The following is an 18,400-nucleotide window of genomic DNA, read 5'->3' as shown; positions in this document are numbered from 1 at the left end:
AAACAAGAGTATCAAAAATCATCAAGCAGCTTTTATTCAACACGCAACCCAATAAAAAACGGCCAGCCCCATCACAAATTTTAATTGTGAAAAGGAACTGGCCGTTTCGAAGTTTGTTAACTTAAAAATATACCCTTTAAGCTAGCAATTTTTAGCTGTAGTTACAGTTCGTAAAGAAACTCAACCCCCATAACGCGACCTTTATTCAGTGGGGTAAAGCTGGCACCGATACCGCCTAGTTTTACTGGTAGCTGGGTATCATTGGCCTCATTCACTTCATCAAGCATATTTTTGCCGAACAAAGAAACTGTGTATTGACCACTATCAGGGGTAAATCCAATACTGAAGTCGAGCATTTCTACTTCAGACAGCATACCCTTGTTATCATCCGTATATGGCGCTTCATCGCGATGATTAAAGTTGATGCGGGAAGTCAGGGTTCCGAGGGAGCCCAGGGACAGGTCATGCACCAACCCAACACCATAAGTCCAGGGCGCCAGGCGAGGAATTTCTAGGCCCAGGTCTTCATCATCCACAACACCATCACCATTCAGGTCACCCAGCACCTTATCGTAGTCGCCATCCACATAACCCACATTGAAGGTAAATAGCAGGTTATCACTCAGTGCCGCCATTGCCTCCAATTCCGCACCGCGAATAGTGGCATCAGCGGTATTGCGGATAATCTGGGCCACACCAGTCACTGCATCGGCGAGGTTCTCCTCCCGCTGCATATCATAAATAGTGTTGTGGAATACAGCCATATTGGTGCGCAGGCGGCCATCAAGCCAATCTACCTTGGCCCCAATTTCAAAGCTGCTTTGCTCTTCCTGGTCCGTTACCTGCGGGGTGTAGGGCATTCCTGTGGTCGGATCTATGCCTGCGTTGCGGAAGTTATACCCTCCACTGCGGAAACCCTTGGTCCAGAATGTGTAGAGCTGCGTCTCATCTGAGACAGTCCACTGTAAACCAATCTTGGGAGTAAAGGCATTCCAGCTTTCGCTATCTTTAAAGTCATAGGCAGCACAGCCGTCCAGTGTGCAGAGATTCAGGGGAATAGAGGCAATCTTCGCGTCTTTCTCCTCACTCGAGTAGCGTCCACCAAGTGTTAGCACCCAAGCCTCGTCCAAATCGATATCAGCCTGGGTAAAGAATCCATAAGTACTGTGATCCTGCACACCACCACCGGTCCAATCGATAATGCCACCATAACCATCGGCTAATAAACGATTTTCCAGGTAGGTTACATCCTGAGAGAACCAATAAGCGCCGGCAGTGATGGCCGTGCGACCGAAACGGCCGGCATAGCGCAGCTCGTTACTCAACTGGCTCTGATCCACACTAGAGTCTGCATGGAAACCGACAAAAGGCAGGGAGTCAATATCCCCCAAGCCCCGCGCCTCATATTCACGCCAAGCCAGGATATTTGTGATGGTACCATCACCGAATTCAACATCTTTATTAAACTCAGTAATGATCTGGGTCCACTCATCTTTTTGATAACCCTCTTCGTCCTGGGCTACCTCAAAAGAGTCCTCACTATTGTCCCAATCAGGAATACCGTAAGCCTCAGCAATCTGGGTCGCGCTGGGATAGGCAATAAAACCGTTTCCAGTATCAACTACATAAGGTTCATTGCCACGGTTTTGCGCAACCACTCCATCGGAGTCCATGCGCCCGTGCTCCATCCGCACAAGCAGTTCTGCCGTTTCATTGAGTTGAACACTAAAGCTTGGGCGAATAAACCAGCTGTCAGAGGCACCGGCATTATCATTGCCGGTGGCAACATTTTCGAACCAGCCACGGTCATCGTTGTAATAAACGGTCAGACGGCCGTTAACATCGTCAGAGATGGCACCATTGATTGAACCCGCAGTCACCACATCCAGATTGTCCGTTGTGGACACCTTGAAGCGAGCAGAGAACTCATCGGTTGGGCGCGCTGTTTTAACAACGACAGCACCACCGGTAACATTACGGCCAAATAATAGGCCCTGGGGACCACGGAGAACTTCGATACCCTCCAGATCAAACACATCGGTAACAACACCCGCATTCACACCGAGGTACATACCATCGACAAAGACCCCAACAGTGGGATCAATTGATGGAATAGAGCTATTCACTCCAAGACCTCGAACAGTGAAATTTGCCGTATTTTTTACAGTACCCACATCCTCCAGCTGGACATTGGGCATTTTGAAAGAAAGGCTTTGTAAATCCTTAGTTTGCAGAGCCTCCAGCTGGTCACCGGAATAAGCGGTAGCCGCTACCGGAACATTCTGAAGTAATTCTGCGTCTGCACGCTTACGGGCTGTTACCTGCACTTCTTCCATAAGGGTGCCGACTGCTCCCTCTGCGGCATAACTGGGGCTAATACCACTGGCTAACCAAAGAGTTGCTACGGAACAGGCGGAAAGCAGAGCAGAGTGCTGCTTGGGTTTTGACGGACTTCCCATGTTTTCTCTCCATTGTTTTATTTTTTTTATGTACAACAACGGACTTATCGCAATCGGTACTGCCTGGCCCCACCGCTCTACCTCTATAAAGAGGCTCCGACTAAGTGAAACTCCGATTCAAGACCGCGCTGATAAAGATGCACAGATTTCGTTGTGAATCTGTGACATGGACAGGTTACAGGCTCGCAACCGTGTGTGGAAGTCTATTTAACGTAAATGTCTGTAAAAATAACTCAATTAGTCTGGAAAGTTCTTTCAACTTGAAGAAAAAAATTAACGGGAATGGAAAAAATAAAATTATGCACTGTTTAAGGGCGATACCTTAAGTTGCCCTTTTACTTAGAAAATTGATTATTTTCAAAAAAGCCAATGACAATATGTATCTAAACCACCCCAAAAACACAAAACTTTTTGTCTATTTTAAATTGATGCGCTCTCAGCTCTTTTAGATTAGCCTGAAAGTGCCCTTCGATATTTCAGGTATACGGCAATTCAAAACTAATAAACTCAATTAACCTGGTACATTTAAATACATTAAATTTGACCAGCGGGTCTACCTGAAAAATAAATTTCCATTAAAGCCAGGAGCTATTTCGGCGCAATAGATGTGTCATCACCACCCGCAGCCACATGGGAAAGTATTTCATTTATTTCCGCTGCATCGAGGGTTTCTTTTTCCAAAAGAGCCCCAGCCAATGCATCTAATTTCTTGCGATTTTTTGTCAGCAACTGATCTACTTTCATCTCAATACCGCTGATCAAAGCAATAATTTCGTCATCAATAATCTCTGAGGTGTGTTCGCTGAAGTCCTTCTGCTGGGCCATCTCGCGCCCCAGGAATATATGCTCCTCTCCCCGGCGGAAAGCAACGGGGCCTAATTTTTCACTCATCCCCCAATGCGTCACCATGTGACGGGCCAGTCGCGTCGCCTGCTTTAAATCTGCCTCAGCACCAGTGCTCACCTCCTTGAACACCACCCGCTCAGCAACCCTCCCCCCAAGCATTACGCCGATACGATCGCGGAGATAACTGACCTGCATACTGTGATGTTCTTCCGTGGGAATCTGCTCGGTAGCGCCGAGACTGTGCCCCCTGGGGATAATAGTTGCCTTCTCCAAAGGATCTGCATTGGGCAATAGCGTTGCTACCAACGCGTGTCCCGCTTCGTGATAGGCGATAATCCGCTTGTCCTCCTCACTGATAACCATTTCGCGCTCGCCACCGAGAACCACTTTATCCCTCGCCCTCAACAAACAATCCATATCCACTGCGGACTTATCTTCTCGCCCCGCCAACAGTGCAGCCTCATTAATCAGGTTTTCCAGATCCGCGCCGGCAAAACCTGCGGTCAGGGCCGCGAGCCGCTCCAGATCCACCTTGCCGTGCAATGGGACATCGCGGGAATGAATCTCAAGAATTTCCTTGCGTGCGGCCTTGTCTGGAAGGTCCAGAGTAATTTTTCGGTCAAAGCGCCCCGGTCTTAGCAGCGCCGCATCGAGAACGTCGGGCCTGTTGGTTGCCGCCACCACCACCACCGCTTCCTGGGGGTCAAAGCCATCCATTTCCCCAAGGATCTGATTGAGCGTCTGCTCCCGCTCATCGTGTCCGCCACCAACACCCGTCCCCCGCGCCCGGCCGACGGAGTCAATCTCATCGATAAAGATAATTGAAGGAGCATCTTTCTTGGCTTCGGCAAACATATCCCGCACACGGGAAGCACCCACTCCTACAAACATCTCAATAAATTCAGAGCCACTAATACTGAAAAATGGCGCTTCACTCTCACCGGCCAGCGCTTTCGCCATCAGGGTTTTGCCCGTACCGGGAGGCCCCATTAGCAAAATGCCCCGGGGGATCTTCGCTCCGAGCTTGCGATAGTGCTCCGGGTTCTTGAGGTACCCCGCCACTTCTTGCAGGTCCTTCTTCGCATTTGCCAACCCGGCCACATCATCGAAAGTCACTTGGGACTCACTGCGCTCAAACCGCTTTGCTGGTGATCGAGCAAAACCGAAGGGACTGCCGGGAGCCCCACTGGCCATCTTTTCCTGCATTCGCCGCCCCATCCAAACCAGGAGCCCAATAATCAGTATCCAGGGCAGAAGCAGAATCAACATCCGCTGCATAAAGCCCCCTCCCGGAGACTCTGCCAGGATTTCCACTTTCTCCTTTTCCAGCAGGGGCAGCAGTTCGGGGTCTTGAACGGAAGGTAGAATGGTTGTGAAGTGCTCAGGCTGTGGAGCCTTTTTTTCTTTCTCGCCAGTGTTTGACTCCGACAGCTTGCCCGCCTCCGGCTTAAAAGTGCCGCTTACTCTATCCCCCTCGATAACCACGCTGGCAACTTTGCCTTCGGCGACCTCTTTCTTGAAGTCACTGTAAGCTAACTCAGTCCGCTTGCCAGAAAGCTGTCCGTTAGTGCAGTACTGTACAGTCAGTATTAAAAGGAAAATCCACAGGAAATACTGAAGCCAATTCAGCGGCCCTTGCGGAACCGGCTTTCCCGATGGCGGTGAAGGAGACTCCCCCTGCGGCAGCTTTCGCTCTTGGTCCTGCTCGTCCGCCATATATTCTCACTATATCTCTGGAGAAGCCTGCCGCCGGAAGATAGGCCGGACCTGGCAATGGGCAATGGAAAAGGTGCGAATCATCGGAATCCCGGTAGAGTAATGAGTATAGTTCGCCGCCAATCACACCGAGGAATTTAATGCCCCGCCCCTGGATCACTGGCGCAATCGGTACCCAAGGCATATTTTTCAAAGTAAGGCTTGCAAATTGAGGAGAGGCACGGCAGAATTCGCGCCCTGTCGAGACTGGTCGACCGCTCCCAGAGGGGCCCAGAAACTCGATAAGTTGCGGATTTTTAAGGATTTTTTCCAAAAAGAGGTTGACGGCAACGAATCAACTCTCTATAGTTCGCACCCATAACGACGCGCTCGTAGCTCAGCTGGATAGAGTACCTGGCTACGAACCAGGCGGTCGGAGGTTCGAATCCTCCCGAGCGCGCCATACAAAGAAAAGGGCTTATGTCTCACGACGTAAGCCCTTTTTTGTTATAGAACAGCTAGTGCCGAACTGCTCTTTGCACAATTAATTCTTCGCGGCCTCGCCCCCCCCCAGCAACTCCTATTCACTTTAAGCAATCACAAACAGCTTGAATGACCCAACAGGGTTAGAAGCAATCTCTTCATTCGTTCCATACAGCGGATAGATATACGCACATCAGTCAGCGGGAGCAATTGCACCAACTGTGCAACCTCCAGATACGTTAATCCATTTTCATCTCACTAGGGTCCTGTGCTCGACCAGAGATTTCGACACACAAAAGAAAGTTAGGAGTTAATACTCTTCACTTGGGCCCGATCGCACTTGGAAAAGGATTGAAGCCCCCTTCCACTTTTGCAGCTGCACCTACGCCAAGATAGCAATCGATAGACTGCAATTCATTGATGCCTCAGAGAAGAAAACTTCCACCCACGCAGAGCAACAGCAGGGCAAACAAACGCTTAAGCAATCGCGGAGATAACTTGTGGGCCAGTCGCGCCCCAAAACGGGCGAAGAACATGCTGGTGATGGCGATACCGACCATGGCTGGCAGGTAGATAAAACCAAAACTCCACTGCGGCAGTTCAGGTTGCTGCCAACCAATAACCATAAAACTAAGAGCGCCGACAGCAGCAATCGGCAAACCACAGGCTGAGGAAGTTGCCACTGCTTGCTGCATCGGCACGCTGCGCCAGGTTAGAAAGGGTACCGTCAGTGTGCCGCCACCGATGCCAAAGATGGCAGAAGCCCAGCCTGTTACCCCGCCGGCCGCTGTCAGCCCCAGCTTACCGGGAACAGCGCGGCTGGCCTTGGGCTTAAGCTCCAGTCCCATTTGAATGGCAATGGTAATAGCAAATACACCAATAATCTTTTGCAGTACCGGCCCCTGGATAGCTGCCGCTGTGAACGAGCCGAGACTTGCACCGAGAAGAATACCCAGACTCATCCAGGCAAAAGTCGGCCATAGCACCGCGCCTTTGCGTTGATGCTCCAAAACCGAGTTAATCGAAGTAAAGACTATAGTCGCTAGCGAAGTACCCACAGCCAGGTGGGTCAGCACAAGCGGATCGACACCCTGGGCAGTAAAACTGAATACAAGCACAGGTACGATGATGATGCCACCACCGACACCAAACAGACCAGCCAGCACCCCAGCCACAGCCCCTAGCAGCAGGTAGAGTAGAAATTCCATAAATTCCTCGAATTGATTCATGCGGGTTTCTTCTGGAAGCAGGCGATGGGGTTGCAAGTCCGCAACCCGCTGCTCACATGTATTACCCGGCTGGGGACACCGCAGTAAGGTTGCGATATTGGCCTTTAAAATACAGAAGTGGCTGCCTTGCAGCAGCTTTTTGTAGGTTTAACGCCTTCACCTCACCAATCACAATCAGGTGATCTCCGGCGGCGTGTTCAGCATGAATTTCACAGTCAAGCCAATGCAGGCTGCCGGCGATAATGGGATTCCCCAGCGGCGATTCCTGCCATTCGACTTCACTCCATTTGTCCGCGCCTTGACGAGCAAACTGGTTGGAAATCGTAACCTGATCATCCGACAGGATATTGACCGAAAATCGGCCTGCCTGGCGAATTTTGGGGTAGCTGTACGAACTCGACATAACACTGAATGACACTAGTGGCGGGCTCGTCGATACGCTATAAAACGACTGGCAGGTAAAGCCTATCGGCTCACCCTCACGGCGCGATGCGATCACGGTAATACCGGAAGCGTAATGCCCCAGTGCCTCGCGAAAGCGCAACGGTTCTATGGCTGTACTGGAAAGTGACATGGGAGCACCTAAATATTGTAGACAGCTAAACCGAGAGCTCTCTTCGAACAATTTCTGCACCTGCACTTAACGCATTGAGCTTACGGTTCGCAACTTGACGGGATAGAGGCGCCATACCACAGTTCGTACAGGGATAGAGATCCTTAGCATCCACATACTTGAGTGTTTTTCGCAAGGTATCGGCGACTTCCTCCGGTGTTTCAATCGTGTTGCTTGCCACATCAATAGCGCCCACCATCACTTTTTTACCACGAATAAGCTCAAGGAGATCCATTGGAACATGGGAGTTGTGGCATTCGAGGGAAATTAGATCGATATTGGATTTTTGCAGTTTTGGAAACGCTTCTTCATATTGTCTCCATTCTGACCCCAGAGTTTTCTTCCAGTCTGTATTGGCTTTGATACCGTAGCCATAGCAAATATGTACGGCAGTTTGGCATTTCAGCCCCTCGATGGCTTTTTCTAAAGTGGCAATCCCCCAGTCATTCACCTCATCAAAAAAAACATTAAATGCAGGCTCATCAAATTGAATAATATCAACACCCGCAGCCTCTAACTCACGCGCTTCCTGATTGAGAATTTTGGCAAATTCCCAGGCGAGCTTTTCGCGGCTTTTGTAGTGGCTATCGTAGAGAGTATCAATCATTGTCATGGGGCCAGGTAATGCCCACTTAATAGCTTGACTGGTTTGCTTGCGCAAAAACCTGGCATCTTGAACAAATACTGGTTGTTGCCTAGATACTTCGCCAACAACTGACGGCACGCTCGCTTCATAGCGATTGCGGATTTTAACGGTTTCCCGCTTCTCGAAGTCAACGCCGTTGAGGTGCTCAATAAATGTAGTCACAAAATGTTGGCGGGTCTGTTCCCCGTCACTAACGATATCGATACCGGCTTGTTGTTGCTCTTGTAATGTCAGGCGCAAGGCATCCTGTTTACCTTCTTGTAATTGATCCCCCTGTAATTTCCAGGGAGACCAAAGTTTTTCGGACTCTGCGAGCCAGGATGGTTTAGGCAAGCTTCCAGCGCTTGAAGTTGGCAATAGGCGATTCATGAAAAATAATCTTATCTGTATTTGTTAATTAAAGCGCGTAATTAGCGGCCCACTGATCAAGGATGCTTCTGTATGGCTTGATAAATTGTTCTTCAGTAAATTTTCCTTGCTTTATAGCCAGCTGGCTACGCTCTTCCCGGTCATAAACAATTTTAGTGAGTGAATAATCTTGGTGCTTCAAACTGGGCTGATAGCAGGTCCCCGCTACAGAATTTGCATTGTATATTTCAGGCCGATATATCTTTTGGAAGGTCTCCATCGTGCTGATAGTGCCGATAAGCTCAAGATTCGTATAATCACCAAGCAAATCACCTTGAAAGTAAAAAGCCAAAGGGGCAACACTATCCGGCGGCATAAAATAGCGAACCTGCAAACCCATTTTCTCAAAATACTCGTCAGTTAAAGAGTATTCGTCCTGCCGATACTCAACACCGAGTACGGGGTGCTGATTTTCAGTTCGATGATAAGTCTTACTGCTCGATACACTCAGACAAATAACAGGGGGCTTGCTGAAGTTATCCTTGTAGGCACTTGAATTCAGGAACGATTGAAAAATTTTCCCGTGAAGATCGCCATAACCTTCAGGAAGGCTAAACTTGTCTTGCTTCTCGTTATGCTCCAACAACAACACGCTGAAATCATAATCCCGCACATATGAAGAAAAGTTGTTTCCTACTATGCCCTCAATCCGTTGATTGTTTTTACGATCAACAATATTCGTCTTCAATACTTCAATGGTAGGAAAGGCTTCTCCGTTGCCTTCAATATCAATATCAACGGAAATAATATCCAGCTCTACAGAGTAACGATCTGCACTAGGGTTGTCCCAATGCGCCAAGGCATTGAAACGACGATCAATCATTCTCAAGGTGTTGAGCAAGTTATCCCGACGGCTCTCCCCTCTCGCCAAGTTCGCAAAATTGGTGGTGATCCGCGTGCTATCCGCTGGACGATAGTTTTCATCAAAGCGTAAGTTCTTGATGCTGAATGCAAACTCTTTATTCATTGCGGCCTGGTATCCTGATTCCTAAGGCAAAAACTGAGTTCTTTGCTTGGTGATTGACATTGCCAGGCAGGATAAGCTTCTTTATAAATGAACAAAAATGGTATATTTTCAACTATCCATTAAATTTATTCATGGATTGCTCGGTTACAGCTATGCTAGAGCGCACGCACTTAACAATAATCCAGGCCGTAGACCATCACGGTTCGCTAACCGCAGCGGCCAAGCACCTCTGCCTAACCCAGTCGGCGCTGAGCCATACTGTGCGCAAGTTGGAACAGAACCTCGGGGCCCCTATCTGGTTGCGTGAGGGCCGCAGCTTGCGCTTGACCCAGACCGGTGAGTATCTGCTTGGATTGGCCAACCGTGTCCTGCCACAACTGGAACATGCTGAGAGCAAGCTAAAGCAAATGGCTCAAGGTGAGCGCGGTACCCTGCGTATCGGTATGGAATGCCACCCCTGCTATCAGTGGTTACTGAAAGTAGTGTCGCCATTTCTGGAAGATTGGCCGGACGTGGATGTGGATGTTAAGCAGAAATTTCAGTTTGGAGGTCTCGGCGCTTTACTGGGTTACGAGATCGACCTGCTAGTTACCCCTGACCCTTTCTATAAAGCCGGACTGCGCTTCGATCCCGTATTTGATTACGAGCAGGTGCTGGTAGTCCCTCGAGATCACCCGATGGCAAAGCGAAAGTACCTGACAGCAGAAGACCTACGGGATCAGGTGTTGTTAACTTACCCCGTGCCGCCGGACCGCCTGGATATCTATACCCAGTTTCTCAACCCTGCGGGCGTGGTGCCACTGCGCCACAAGACCAGTGAAACTACCGATATCATGCTACAGATGGTGGCCAGCGGCCGCGGGGTCGCAGCCCTGCCTCGCTGGCTTGCAGAGGAGTACTCCACCAAGCTGGCACTATCGGTGGTGCGCCTCGGGCGACAAGGTATTGCCAAACAGATTTTCTTAGGAACTCGTGAAGACGATAGCGAAGTTGAATACCTGAGCGCTTTTATCAAACTGGCCAGAGGTTATGAGCACTCAGAAACTAAAGCCTAATGCTGGTGAGATTTACCGTTTACTCAGGTAGCAGTTTGAACAGTCACCATAGAGTGAAAAATATTTACGAAGTACGGACCTTTCCACTACCCGCAAACACGCCCGCACAGAAAAACTTGCCAACCCTAAGTAATCCATTTGCGTTTTTCACTGCTAAACGGCACGCCCAGGTAGTGACAAATACAGCGAGTTACGCCACTGAAATTTAATAAACAATAAATTTCAATTTGCTGGCAACGGGCCAGGCAATTGGAGGTTCGAACTTTCCCGGGCAATCCACATAAGAAGGCCTTATATCACAGGAAATAGTCTCTTCTATTTTTCTGGAGCCCTATCCAAGCCCGAATGGAGCCAGTTCAAAACGGTTTAAGATTGAACTGGAAAGGGGTTTTCAAATAAAGCTCGCTTTTCTTCCAATCTTTCCCGCAGGAATTCTTTTAACTTATTTGCTCTCACCATATGCCGTGAGTCAGTGCGACTTAATAACCACAAAGCCCAAGAGGAGGGAGTTTGACGTAGGGGAAGCTGAATCACCGAAGGGTGCCCTATCGCATTGACAAACCAGCAGGGCATTCGAGCCACCCCAAATCCATTCTTTACCGCCAGAAACATGGCATGCAGGTCATCCACTCTTAATCCCGCACTGCACTTGGGAAGATCATCACACCACCTTGGCAACTGCTCTTCCGCCGACCAAAGTACTGCTTTAACTTCATTGCTGATGACCAGTGAACGATGAGCGTAAACTCCCATTTCCAGCTGGGCAAACTGAATACCAGTAAGAAGGTCAGGTGGCTCAGGCGTAAATCTTAGAGCGACGTCTGCCTCGATATTTGCCAGGTCCTTCAAGCTACTGGAAGCCAAAACCCTCAGGGATATGTCTGGATGATCAGCCTGGAACTGGCACAGATCCTCTAGCAGTAACTGGTTGAGTAAATCATGGGGTAACGTAAGAACAAGGGGACCTGCCATGCGGCTATCCGCCCCACTGATCCGCTCTTCCAGCATTAAGTTTTGAACCTCCAATTTCTCGGCTATCGGCAAAATTGCCTCTGCCGCCTCTGTAAGGGCATAGCCCCTCGGCGTGCGATGAAATAAAAGCACACCATGAGACTGCTCCAGAGATTGAATACGCCGGGAAACCGTAGCGTGATTAACATCTAACACCTTGGCAGCCGCAGACACCGTGCCATTGCGCGCAAGTGCAAGGAAGTAGCGGATATCATCCCAATTAGTCATTTTGCCTCTTCTCTCGTCCACTCTTTCTTATTTCTGTGCATATTTGCACAAAGGCTGTTAAGAATCGATTATTTATTATCAGACTTGAGCTGGATAACCTCTGCGCTGTACCAAATACAACACGGCGAGGAGACTCCCATGCCCGACCTGTTTACCCCTTTATCCTTGGGTGATTACACCCTTAAAAACCGAGTAGTCATGGCTCCACTGAGCCGCAGCCGCGCCAACAGTAATGGCGTCCCCCAACCCATATCTGCTCAGTATTATCGGCAGAGAGCGAGTGCGGGGCTGATCATCGCTGAGGCTACAGCAACATCCCCAACTGGACGCGGCTGGATCAACGGGCCCGGTATCTACACTCGAGAACAAATAGCAGGCTGGCAGCAAATCAGTGAAGAAGTCCACAGAGATGAAGGAGTTATCTTTGTACAGCTATGGCATATGGGTGCCGCTGTGCACCCAGATTTTCTTGGCGGGAACAAACCGGTTTCAGCCTCACAGATTACCCTTGAAGGCACACTTCCGACCCCCATTGGGCGCGACCGCCCTTTCAAGCAAGCACGTTCCCTCAGCAAAACAGAAATTCGAAAAATAATTACTGAATTTGCCCAGGCAGCAAAGAACGCCATTGCTGCAGGGCTCGACGGCATCGAACTACATGCCGCAAACAGCTTCCTGATCGATCAATTCACGCGAGATGGCAGCAATCTGCGTACTGATGAATACGGTGGATCTATCGACAAACGCCTACGGTTTCTTAGCGAAGTTACTGACGCTGTTTGCGATGCTATCGGAAGTGGCAAGGTCGGTATTCGGCTATCTCCGAGCAATGAGATCTGGCAAGTGAAAGACAGCCAGTACCGGGACACCTACGCGCGAGCAGTAGAGCTACTTAATCCTCTCGACCTAGCCTATCTGCACTTACTCGAACCTCGTCCTGACTCAGGTCATGATATTCAAACTATCGATTACCAAACCCCAAATCTACGTCAGATATATAACGGCATTCTAATTTCAAACGGCGGTCACAGTGCCGCCTCAGCCAAGCAAATGATTCTCAATGATGGCTCTGATGCTGTTTCTTTCGGAAAACCCTTTATCGCCAACCCGGATCTGGTTGAGCGATTTCGCCATGGCTGGCCAATCAACACCGGGAACAGATCCACTTACTACACCAATGGCCCTGAAGGCTATATCGACTATCCCACATTCACTGCGGAAGCCTCCTCACCAGTATAAACCGCAAGAAAAAAGAAATTCACATTAGGAGTTTTACTATGTTCCAGAAAAAAAATGCCCTTATAGTTACCGGTGCAAGTCGTGGGCTGGGAGTGGATATCGCTGCAGAGGCTTACCGACAAGGCTTCCCCGTTGCCCTATTGGCCCGCAATTCACAGGACCTTCAGAAAGTTTCCGAGCAATTTGACGATCCCTCAAGAGTGCTAGCTTTGCAAGTTGATATCACTAACCCCAAAGCCACAAAGGAAGCAGTCGCAGCTATTCGCAGCAAATTCGGTGGCATCTCTGCACTGGTAAATAATGCCGGAACCTGGACAGGTGGAGATACAGTAACCAATATCAGCGAGCAGGACTTCGACCGATCGATTACCCTAAATTTTAAAACCGCTTTCCATATCACCCAAGAAGTTCTCTCGATATGGAAGCTGGATGGACAGCCACCCTTAGCCATTATGAATATTGGCGCTTCAGCTTCGGTAGATAGCTTTGCTCATGTTTTTTCCTTCGCTGCTGCCAAGGGAGCTCTACGAATGATGTCCCAGTCCCTGGCTGCAGAACTTGGGGCAAAGGGAGTACATGTATCTCACTTATTAATTGAAGGTATCCTTGATAATACTCGAAGTCGTAATTTTCCTGGGAATGAAGACCTGGGAAATGAGCACTTTATCGATCAAGCGGCCTTATCCAGACAAATCCTTCATGTACTTCAGCAGGAGAAATCCTGCTGGACCTTTGAGTGGAATGTAAAGCCAAGCGTGGCAACCTGACACTGAACTCTTCAAGTAAAAAAGAGCCGAGGGAAACTCGGCTCTCCTAATGCAATACAGTCTTATCGGTAATCAGTAACAGGGGGTCATTTACAAATATCCTGCTTCTGCACCACATCGTATTTCTGCAATAGGGCTTTGTAGCGGCCACTGCTGCACAGCTCTGCCAGCCCGCGATTAAAGTCATCCCGCACTTTTTCATCGCGGAAACCGACTCGAAAGTCTGTCATCATTGGAAATATCTGGAATAGGTCAACCTGAGCCATGGTATGACCCATTTTATTGCTGTAGTACTTAAATAGCTCCATATCCACCACGGCGACCGCATCTGGCATTTTCCAGAATTGGGCAACCAAGTCACGAGCTGTTGGCGCCTGCATAACATTCTGTTTCTGGGTGCCGTTGGGCCCAAACATTTTTTCAAATTCGGGCCCAAGATCCATGGGAGCGCCCTGCCAAGTGATCACTTTCTTACCCGCCAGATCTGCAATACTGCCAATCTTCATTTCTGCACTGGCTTTAGCAATGGCATAGTTGGCAAAGCTGATCATACTGTTCGAGTAAAATAGGCCATCATTCTTCTTGAGTACATTCACCGCTGCCTGAACCATACCCTGCTCAAGCGCCGGGGCCGTCTCCGCAAACCCCATCTGTACGAACTCCAACTTATAGCCAGGGAGAGCTTGCCGAACGATATCTATTTCCAAACCACTGGTCGCACCGTCAATCACATAGGGCGGTGCATCCCCGGCGATCGCCACTTTTAACGGGGTTTCACCGGACTGGGCCAGCACCTGGGTGCAGACTCCAAACATCAAAATAAGAAGGGCCAATAGCGAACGCATAAGCTTCTCCACAGTGACAGGAAAATCACCCAGACGCTCTAAGTGTTGGCATACATCCCCCATTTATCAAGCTTCGCTTTCGGATAACTGTATCCATCCGAAACCTTGAATTCGGCAGTAAACTCCCCATTCTAAAACCAGGCAAATAGTAATTTGTCGCAACTGGGGCATACCGGGTAAAACAGTGATACATGAGATTTCCGATATTCTGATTGAGAATGAAACAAAGCTGCATCAATTCGAGATACGCAAAGACCCTGAAGTCATTAGCAAGCTACTGAGCCCTGATTTTATAGAGGTAGGGAAATCCGGGCGGACCTTTGATTTCAAGGCAATAGTGCGATCAATACAACAGGAGGAAAATACGGGCTGGGAAATTCACAGCCAAAACTATGAATGCATTCCTCTCTCTGACACAGTCATTATGCTGTTGTATAAATCTGCACGGCGAGGCCAGCAAGGGGAGTACAAGGGATTTTGTAAGCGATCATCTATTTGGGTTAGAAGTAAAGGGCAGTGGCAAATGAAATTTCACCAGGGGACTCCCTGCCAAGAATTTAAGCTGGAAGATAATATCTCACGCAAACAACCGGCGTTTAAGCTGTGAGTGCTTTTATCGCAATTATCCTGCTAGCCCTGGCGATATGGCTGGTTCCCCACTTCTACCGACAGTGGCGCATTTTTTACCTCCGCTCACAACCCTTAACGCGGGAACAGCTACAACTCATTAGGGAAAATCTTCCTCTCTATCACTACCTTAACTCCAATCAACAGCAAGAGTTATGCAGTAATATCGCCCTATTTCTCCACGGCAAAGAGTTTGTCGGTTGCGAGGGGCTTCAGGTCAATGAACGCATGAAGGTGGCCATCGCTGCCCATGCCTGCCTACTCCTATTGGGCCGCAAGAATGAATGCTACCCCAACCTTTACAGCCTGTTGCTCTACCCGGACACCTATGTCGCTCACGAAACCCGTCGGGAAGGCTATATAGAAACAGCCAGGCACAGTGCCCGTGAAGGGGAGGCTCATTATCGTGGACCCGTAGTCCTCTCCTGGGGTGACCTAGAGAAAGATCTGCAATCGCCTGAACGGGGCCACAATGTCGCCCTGCACGAGTTCGCCCACAAAGTCGACGAAGAGGATGGTTACTTTGATGGCCGCCCTCTATTTGAAAGCAGTGATGAAGGGGCCACCTGGGCTGAGGTTATGAGCCGGGAATTCCACCGTTTGAGACAAAGAGCCGAATTCGGTGAGTTTCCTGGTGATACACCCTCTGTGCTCGATTTATACGGCGCCCAGTCTCCCGCTGAGTTCTTTGCTGTAGCAACAGAAAGTTTCTATACGATCCCAACGGCTATGCACGCCTTACACCCGGAGCTCTATAAGGAGTTAAGTCATTTCTATCGAATTGATCCCGCCGAACTAATACGCGGAAAAAGTACCGTGGCCTGACAAATACGCTACCAGTCCGGTTTCTGTCCTCCTGCTATGCTTATTTCGTGCACCAGCGGAGTTGGAATAGTGGCCAATACGCATTGTTTAAGATTCGCTCTTGTGGGACTGGTTGTTCTTTTGGCCATGACTCAACCGGCCACAGCAGATATCGCCACAAATCAACAGGATGCAAAGGCTCTGATAGAGCGCCTTGAAAAACTGTATCTCAAGGGCCCTACTCCTGTCTTTGTTCTACAGCTGGAAAAAAATACTCTACCGGATGCTAAGTTACAGGCTTTTGCAATGGAGCAACGCCTTATTAACTTATCGGACTTGAGAAGTAATGCACTATCTCTGCATCGTTTTGGTGGCTTACCGGGACATAGTACGAGAGCATTTTTTACTCGAATTACGACAGCAGAAATTCAAGCTAATACCCTGTTACCTAACCTGATTCAAGCATTGGGTATCTCACCCGAGCAGATCGCCCAATACCAACCACTCGCAGGTGCCCAAGCCTATCCAGCCTATACTACCTGGCTAGCCAACTACGCTACACCCGCCGAAATTGCCGCTGCCCTGTTAATCAACTTTCAGAGTTTTGGCAAAAATGCTGAGCGCGTTGCAAAAGCTCTCAAACAAAATAAACGCTTTACCAATGAACAGCTCAGTTTCTTAATGACTTTTAGCCAACTTCCAGAAGGGTTTAGGGAACAGGCTATCGATATAATTGCAAGAGGACTAGCTTCAGGTGTTCGAGAAAATGATATTGCCATTCGCGTGCGGTTAATCCAAGCCTATGAACGGGAGTTTTGGCGGGCATTTGAAACAAGCAACATTCGCAATTAGTACGATAACTCAAATTCTCTAACTTATCGGCATTACTTAACCGCCAAAGATATACCTAAAATTCTTGATTGACCTAGTAAAAACTACTTTTATTCTCTCAAGCCGAAAGAACTTCCCCTATTACGAAATATATTGTAGACAATGAAAAAAATGGATCTCACAATACTTATATGGAAAGTAAAGGTAGACTTAAAAATGAGTGAATATGTGGAATTCAAGGATGAAAACTTCAGGTTATTAGTCCTAGATAAGTTAATGTACCATTATAAGGTAATACAGCCTGAATTCGATATTTTTCAGTTTGCCGATAGTTACACCAAAAGAAATATAGATATAGAAGAAGAAGGGTACGAGCCTATCCCCGAAGCTCTCGACCACTTCCGGTCCATTCCAATTAAGAAAGAATGGCTAAACGATATTACTGACCTTCATCAGGATGGGGGTGGCCATATCTGGTTACAAATCATTCCCTTCTGGTGTGGAACTACTGACGACTTTGATATCCATTCCACCGAAGACACAAACCTCCTACCAAACCTGAAAAAGCTCATACTTTTCTACAATGAAGAAAATCCAGAAATTTTAGAAGATTTCAAAAGAAAAGGCATAGAGGCCAAATGGGTATAACTCTAAAAAATTACTATCAGGCAAAAAATATTTAAATTCTAACCAATATCGTATATCAGTCCGCCCTTTACTTGAAACTAATGTTCTGAGTTTGAGATATCGCCAAGCAGCGACAAAGTAAACCTCAGATGTGAAAATTTTGACTTTCTTCACTTCCAATTGAGTACAGATAATACTTATAGTACACACAAAATCTGGAACCAATTTAGAAAACACTACTCTATAGCCCCGCAAAAGATCACATCAGTAAGGATTAGTTTGTGAAACGTATTATTTCTTTAGTATCAGCCTCTCTAGTTTGTGTCTCATGCGCCACAGTGAAGACAGTTAACCCTAAGAATAATCAGGTAGATATTACTCATAGAGGCCACAAAAGCTATTGCGAAAGTATTCCAAGAGTTTATAGCGGAACCTCTTACTCCTTTTGCTTGCTAAATAGCGAACCCAGTCAGACTGTAAATACAGGATCAACTATCAACCGTGTTCCACTGGTAGCTATAGATGCTGTTTTTTCTGTAGCCGCTGATACCGTTGTTTTGCCGTATACCGTAGTGACTCAGGCGAGGCATGGTAATATCAAAGTAAACTGATAAGCCCCACCTGTAGCTATATAATTTTGAAGCAGTTATTAACAAAACCCCTCTTTTAACCACAGGAAAATATATTCACTGGGAACAGGCCGCGATCACTGATTTTGTCTTACTTTCAAATCCATGATCCGGCCTCTAGCTGCCCCCAGGCTAAAAGCAAAACCAAACAAATTAAATAATATTGATTATTAGGTGGGCAAAATTTCTTGGACTTGCCAGAACCAAAATGCCTGCACTATCGTCCCTCCACCTACATATCACACAATTAAAAAGCAATTGGTTGCCTGAAGAATATATGTACAATATGCAAGGCAGACAGCTCCCACCTGCCCCTAAACAACAATAAACAAAGACCGAGAGACATCATTTATAGCTCTCTTTAACCGCCTCTACATTCCAACCTCAAGGT

The 18,400-nt window shown here is 48.0% G+C and carries 16 protein-coding genes and 1 tRNA gene; 9 read left to right on the top strand and 8 right to left on the bottom strand.

Going from position 1 to position 18,400, the window contains the following annotated elements:
- Positions 1–161 precede the first annotated feature (161 nt).
- The gene (locus tag ACJJI6_RS00210; protein ID WP_475712145.1) at positions 162–2,459 is read right to left on the bottom strand and encodes a TonB-dependent receptor; all 2,298 of its coding nucleotides are present in this window, start codon (positions 2,457–2,459) and stop codon (positions 162–164) included.
- A 588-nt stretch (positions 2,460–3,047) separates the two neighbouring features.
- Positions 3,048–5,021, bottom strand: a complete 1,974-nt coding sequence (gene ftsH, locus ACJJI6_RS00205) for an ATP-dependent zinc metalloprotease FtsH (protein ID WP_475712144.1) — start codon at positions 5,019–5,021, stop codon at positions 3,048–3,050.
- Between the two features lie 365 nt (positions 5,022–5,386).
- On the opposite strand from ftsH, the gene ACJJI6_RS00200 reads away from it, so the two are divergent.
- Positions 5,387–5,463 (top strand) — tRNA-Arg (locus tag ACJJI6_RS00200).
- Positions 5,464–5,908: 445 nt separating this feature from the next.
- Here ACJJI6_RS00200 and ACJJI6_RS00195 read toward each other — a convergent pair.
- The 4 genes from ACJJI6_RS00195 to ACJJI6_RS00180 form a co-directional block, all read right to left on the bottom strand.
- Complete coding sequence (locus ACJJI6_RS00195) at positions 5,909–6,712, bottom strand: sulfite exporter TauE/SafE family protein (protein ID WP_475712143.1); 804 nt, start codon at positions 6,710–6,712, stop codon at positions 5,909–5,911.
- Positions 6,713–6,773: 61 nt separating this feature from the next.
- Complete coding sequence (locus ACJJI6_RS00190; protein WP_444925575.1) at positions 6,774–7,286, bottom strand: flavin reductase family protein; 513 nt, start codon at positions 7,284–7,286, stop codon at positions 6,774–6,776.
- A 25-nt stretch (positions 7,287–7,311) separates the two neighbouring features.
- A complete protein-coding gene (locus tag ACJJI6_RS00185; protein ID WP_444917844.1) occupies positions 7,312–8,340 on the bottom strand; it encodes a methionine synthase in 1,029 nt (342 codons plus the stop codon).
- Positions 8,341–8,368: 28 nt separating this feature from the next.
- On the bottom strand, positions 8,369–9,346 hold the full coding sequence (locus tag ACJJI6_RS00180; RefSeq protein ID WP_475712142.1) for a DUF1852 domain-containing protein: 978 nt from the start codon (positions 9,344–9,346) through the stop codon (positions 8,369–8,371).
- Positions 9,347–9,498: 152 nt separating this feature from the next.
- Between ACJJI6_RS00180 and ACJJI6_RS00175 the strand changes: the two genes are divergently transcribed.
- On the top strand, positions 9,499–10,401 hold the full coding sequence (locus tag ACJJI6_RS00175; protein WP_444893151.1) for a LysR family transcriptional regulator: 903 nt from the start codon (positions 9,499–9,501) through the stop codon (positions 10,399–10,401).
- Between the two features lie 366 nt (positions 10,402–10,767).
- Here the strand turns inward: ACJJI6_RS00175 and ACJJI6_RS00170 are convergent, their stop codons facing one another.
- Positions 10,768–11,640 (bottom strand): LysR family transcriptional regulator, encoded by an 873-nt coding sequence (locus tag ACJJI6_RS00170; RefSeq protein WP_475712141.1) that lies wholly within the window; start codon positions 11,638–11,640, stop codon positions 10,768–10,770.
- Positions 11,641–11,778: 138 nt separating this feature from the next.
- On the opposite strand from ACJJI6_RS00170, the gene ACJJI6_RS00165 reads away from it, so the two are divergent.
- Positions 11,779–12,879: an alkene reductase gene (locus ACJJI6_RS00165; protein ID WP_445361336.1), complete on the top strand. Its 1,101-nt coding sequence runs from the start codon at positions 11,779–11,781 to the stop codon at positions 12,877–12,879.
- Between the two features lie 38 nt (positions 12,880–12,917).
- On the top strand, positions 12,918–13,646 hold the full coding sequence (locus ACJJI6_RS00160) for an SDR family oxidoreductase (RefSeq protein ID WP_444917847.1): 729 nt from the start codon (positions 12,918–12,920) through the stop codon (positions 13,644–13,646).
- An 86-nt stretch (positions 13,647–13,732) separates the two neighbouring features.
- Here the strand turns inward: ACJJI6_RS00160 and ACJJI6_RS00155 are convergent, their stop codons facing one another.
- Positions 13,733–14,491, bottom strand: coding sequence for a substrate-binding periplasmic protein (locus tag ACJJI6_RS00155; protein ID WP_475712140.1), 759 nt, complete (start codon positions 14,489–14,491; stop codon positions 13,733–13,735).
- Positions 14,492–14,675: 184 nt separating this feature from the next.
- Between ACJJI6_RS00155 and ACJJI6_RS00150 the strand changes: the two genes are divergently transcribed.
- The 5 genes from ACJJI6_RS00150 to ACJJI6_RS00130 all read left to right on the top strand — a co-directional run bounded on the left by ACJJI6_RS00150 (position 14,676) and on the right by ACJJI6_RS00130 (position 17,991).
- Positions 14,676–15,098: a nuclear transport factor 2 family protein gene (locus tag ACJJI6_RS00150; RefSeq protein ID WP_475712139.1), complete on the top strand. Its 423-nt coding sequence runs from the start codon at positions 14,676–14,678 to the stop codon at positions 15,096–15,098.
- Positions 15,095–15,943 carry a M90 family metallopeptidase gene (locus ACJJI6_RS00145; protein ID WP_413662861.1) on the top strand — a complete coding sequence of 283 codons (849 nt, stop codon included), beginning with the start codon at positions 15,095–15,097 and terminating at the stop codon, positions 15,941–15,943. Before ACJJI6_RS00150 ends, ACJJI6_RS00145 begins: the two co-directional genes overlap by 4 nt.
- A 102-nt stretch (positions 15,944–16,045) precedes the next feature.
- Positions 16,046–16,774 carry a thiaminase II/PqqC family protein gene (locus tag ACJJI6_RS00140; RefSeq protein WP_413662862.1) on the top strand — a complete coding sequence of 243 codons (729 nt, stop codon included), beginning with the start codon at positions 16,046–16,048 and terminating at the stop codon, positions 16,772–16,774.
- 141 nt (positions 16,775–16,915) lie between these two features.
- On the top strand, positions 16,916–17,401 hold the full coding sequence (locus ACJJI6_RS00135) for a DUF6892 domain-containing protein (protein WP_475712138.1): 486 nt from the start codon (positions 16,916–16,918) through the stop codon (positions 17,399–17,401).
- A gap of 260 nt (positions 17,402–17,661) precedes the next feature.
- Positions 17,662–17,991 (top strand): YceK/YidQ family lipoprotein, encoded by a 330-nt coding sequence (locus tag ACJJI6_RS00130; RefSeq protein WP_475712137.1) that lies wholly within the window; start codon positions 17,662–17,664, stop codon positions 17,989–17,991.
- The last annotated feature ends 409 nt before the right edge of the window (positions 17,992–18,400 follow it).

The sequence above is a fragment of the Microbulbifer maximicatervae (SeqCode) genome, assembly GCF_056232625.1.
The sequence above is the reverse complement of the archived record's forward strand: the minus strand, read 5'-3'. Positions and strand labels throughout refer to the sequence as shown.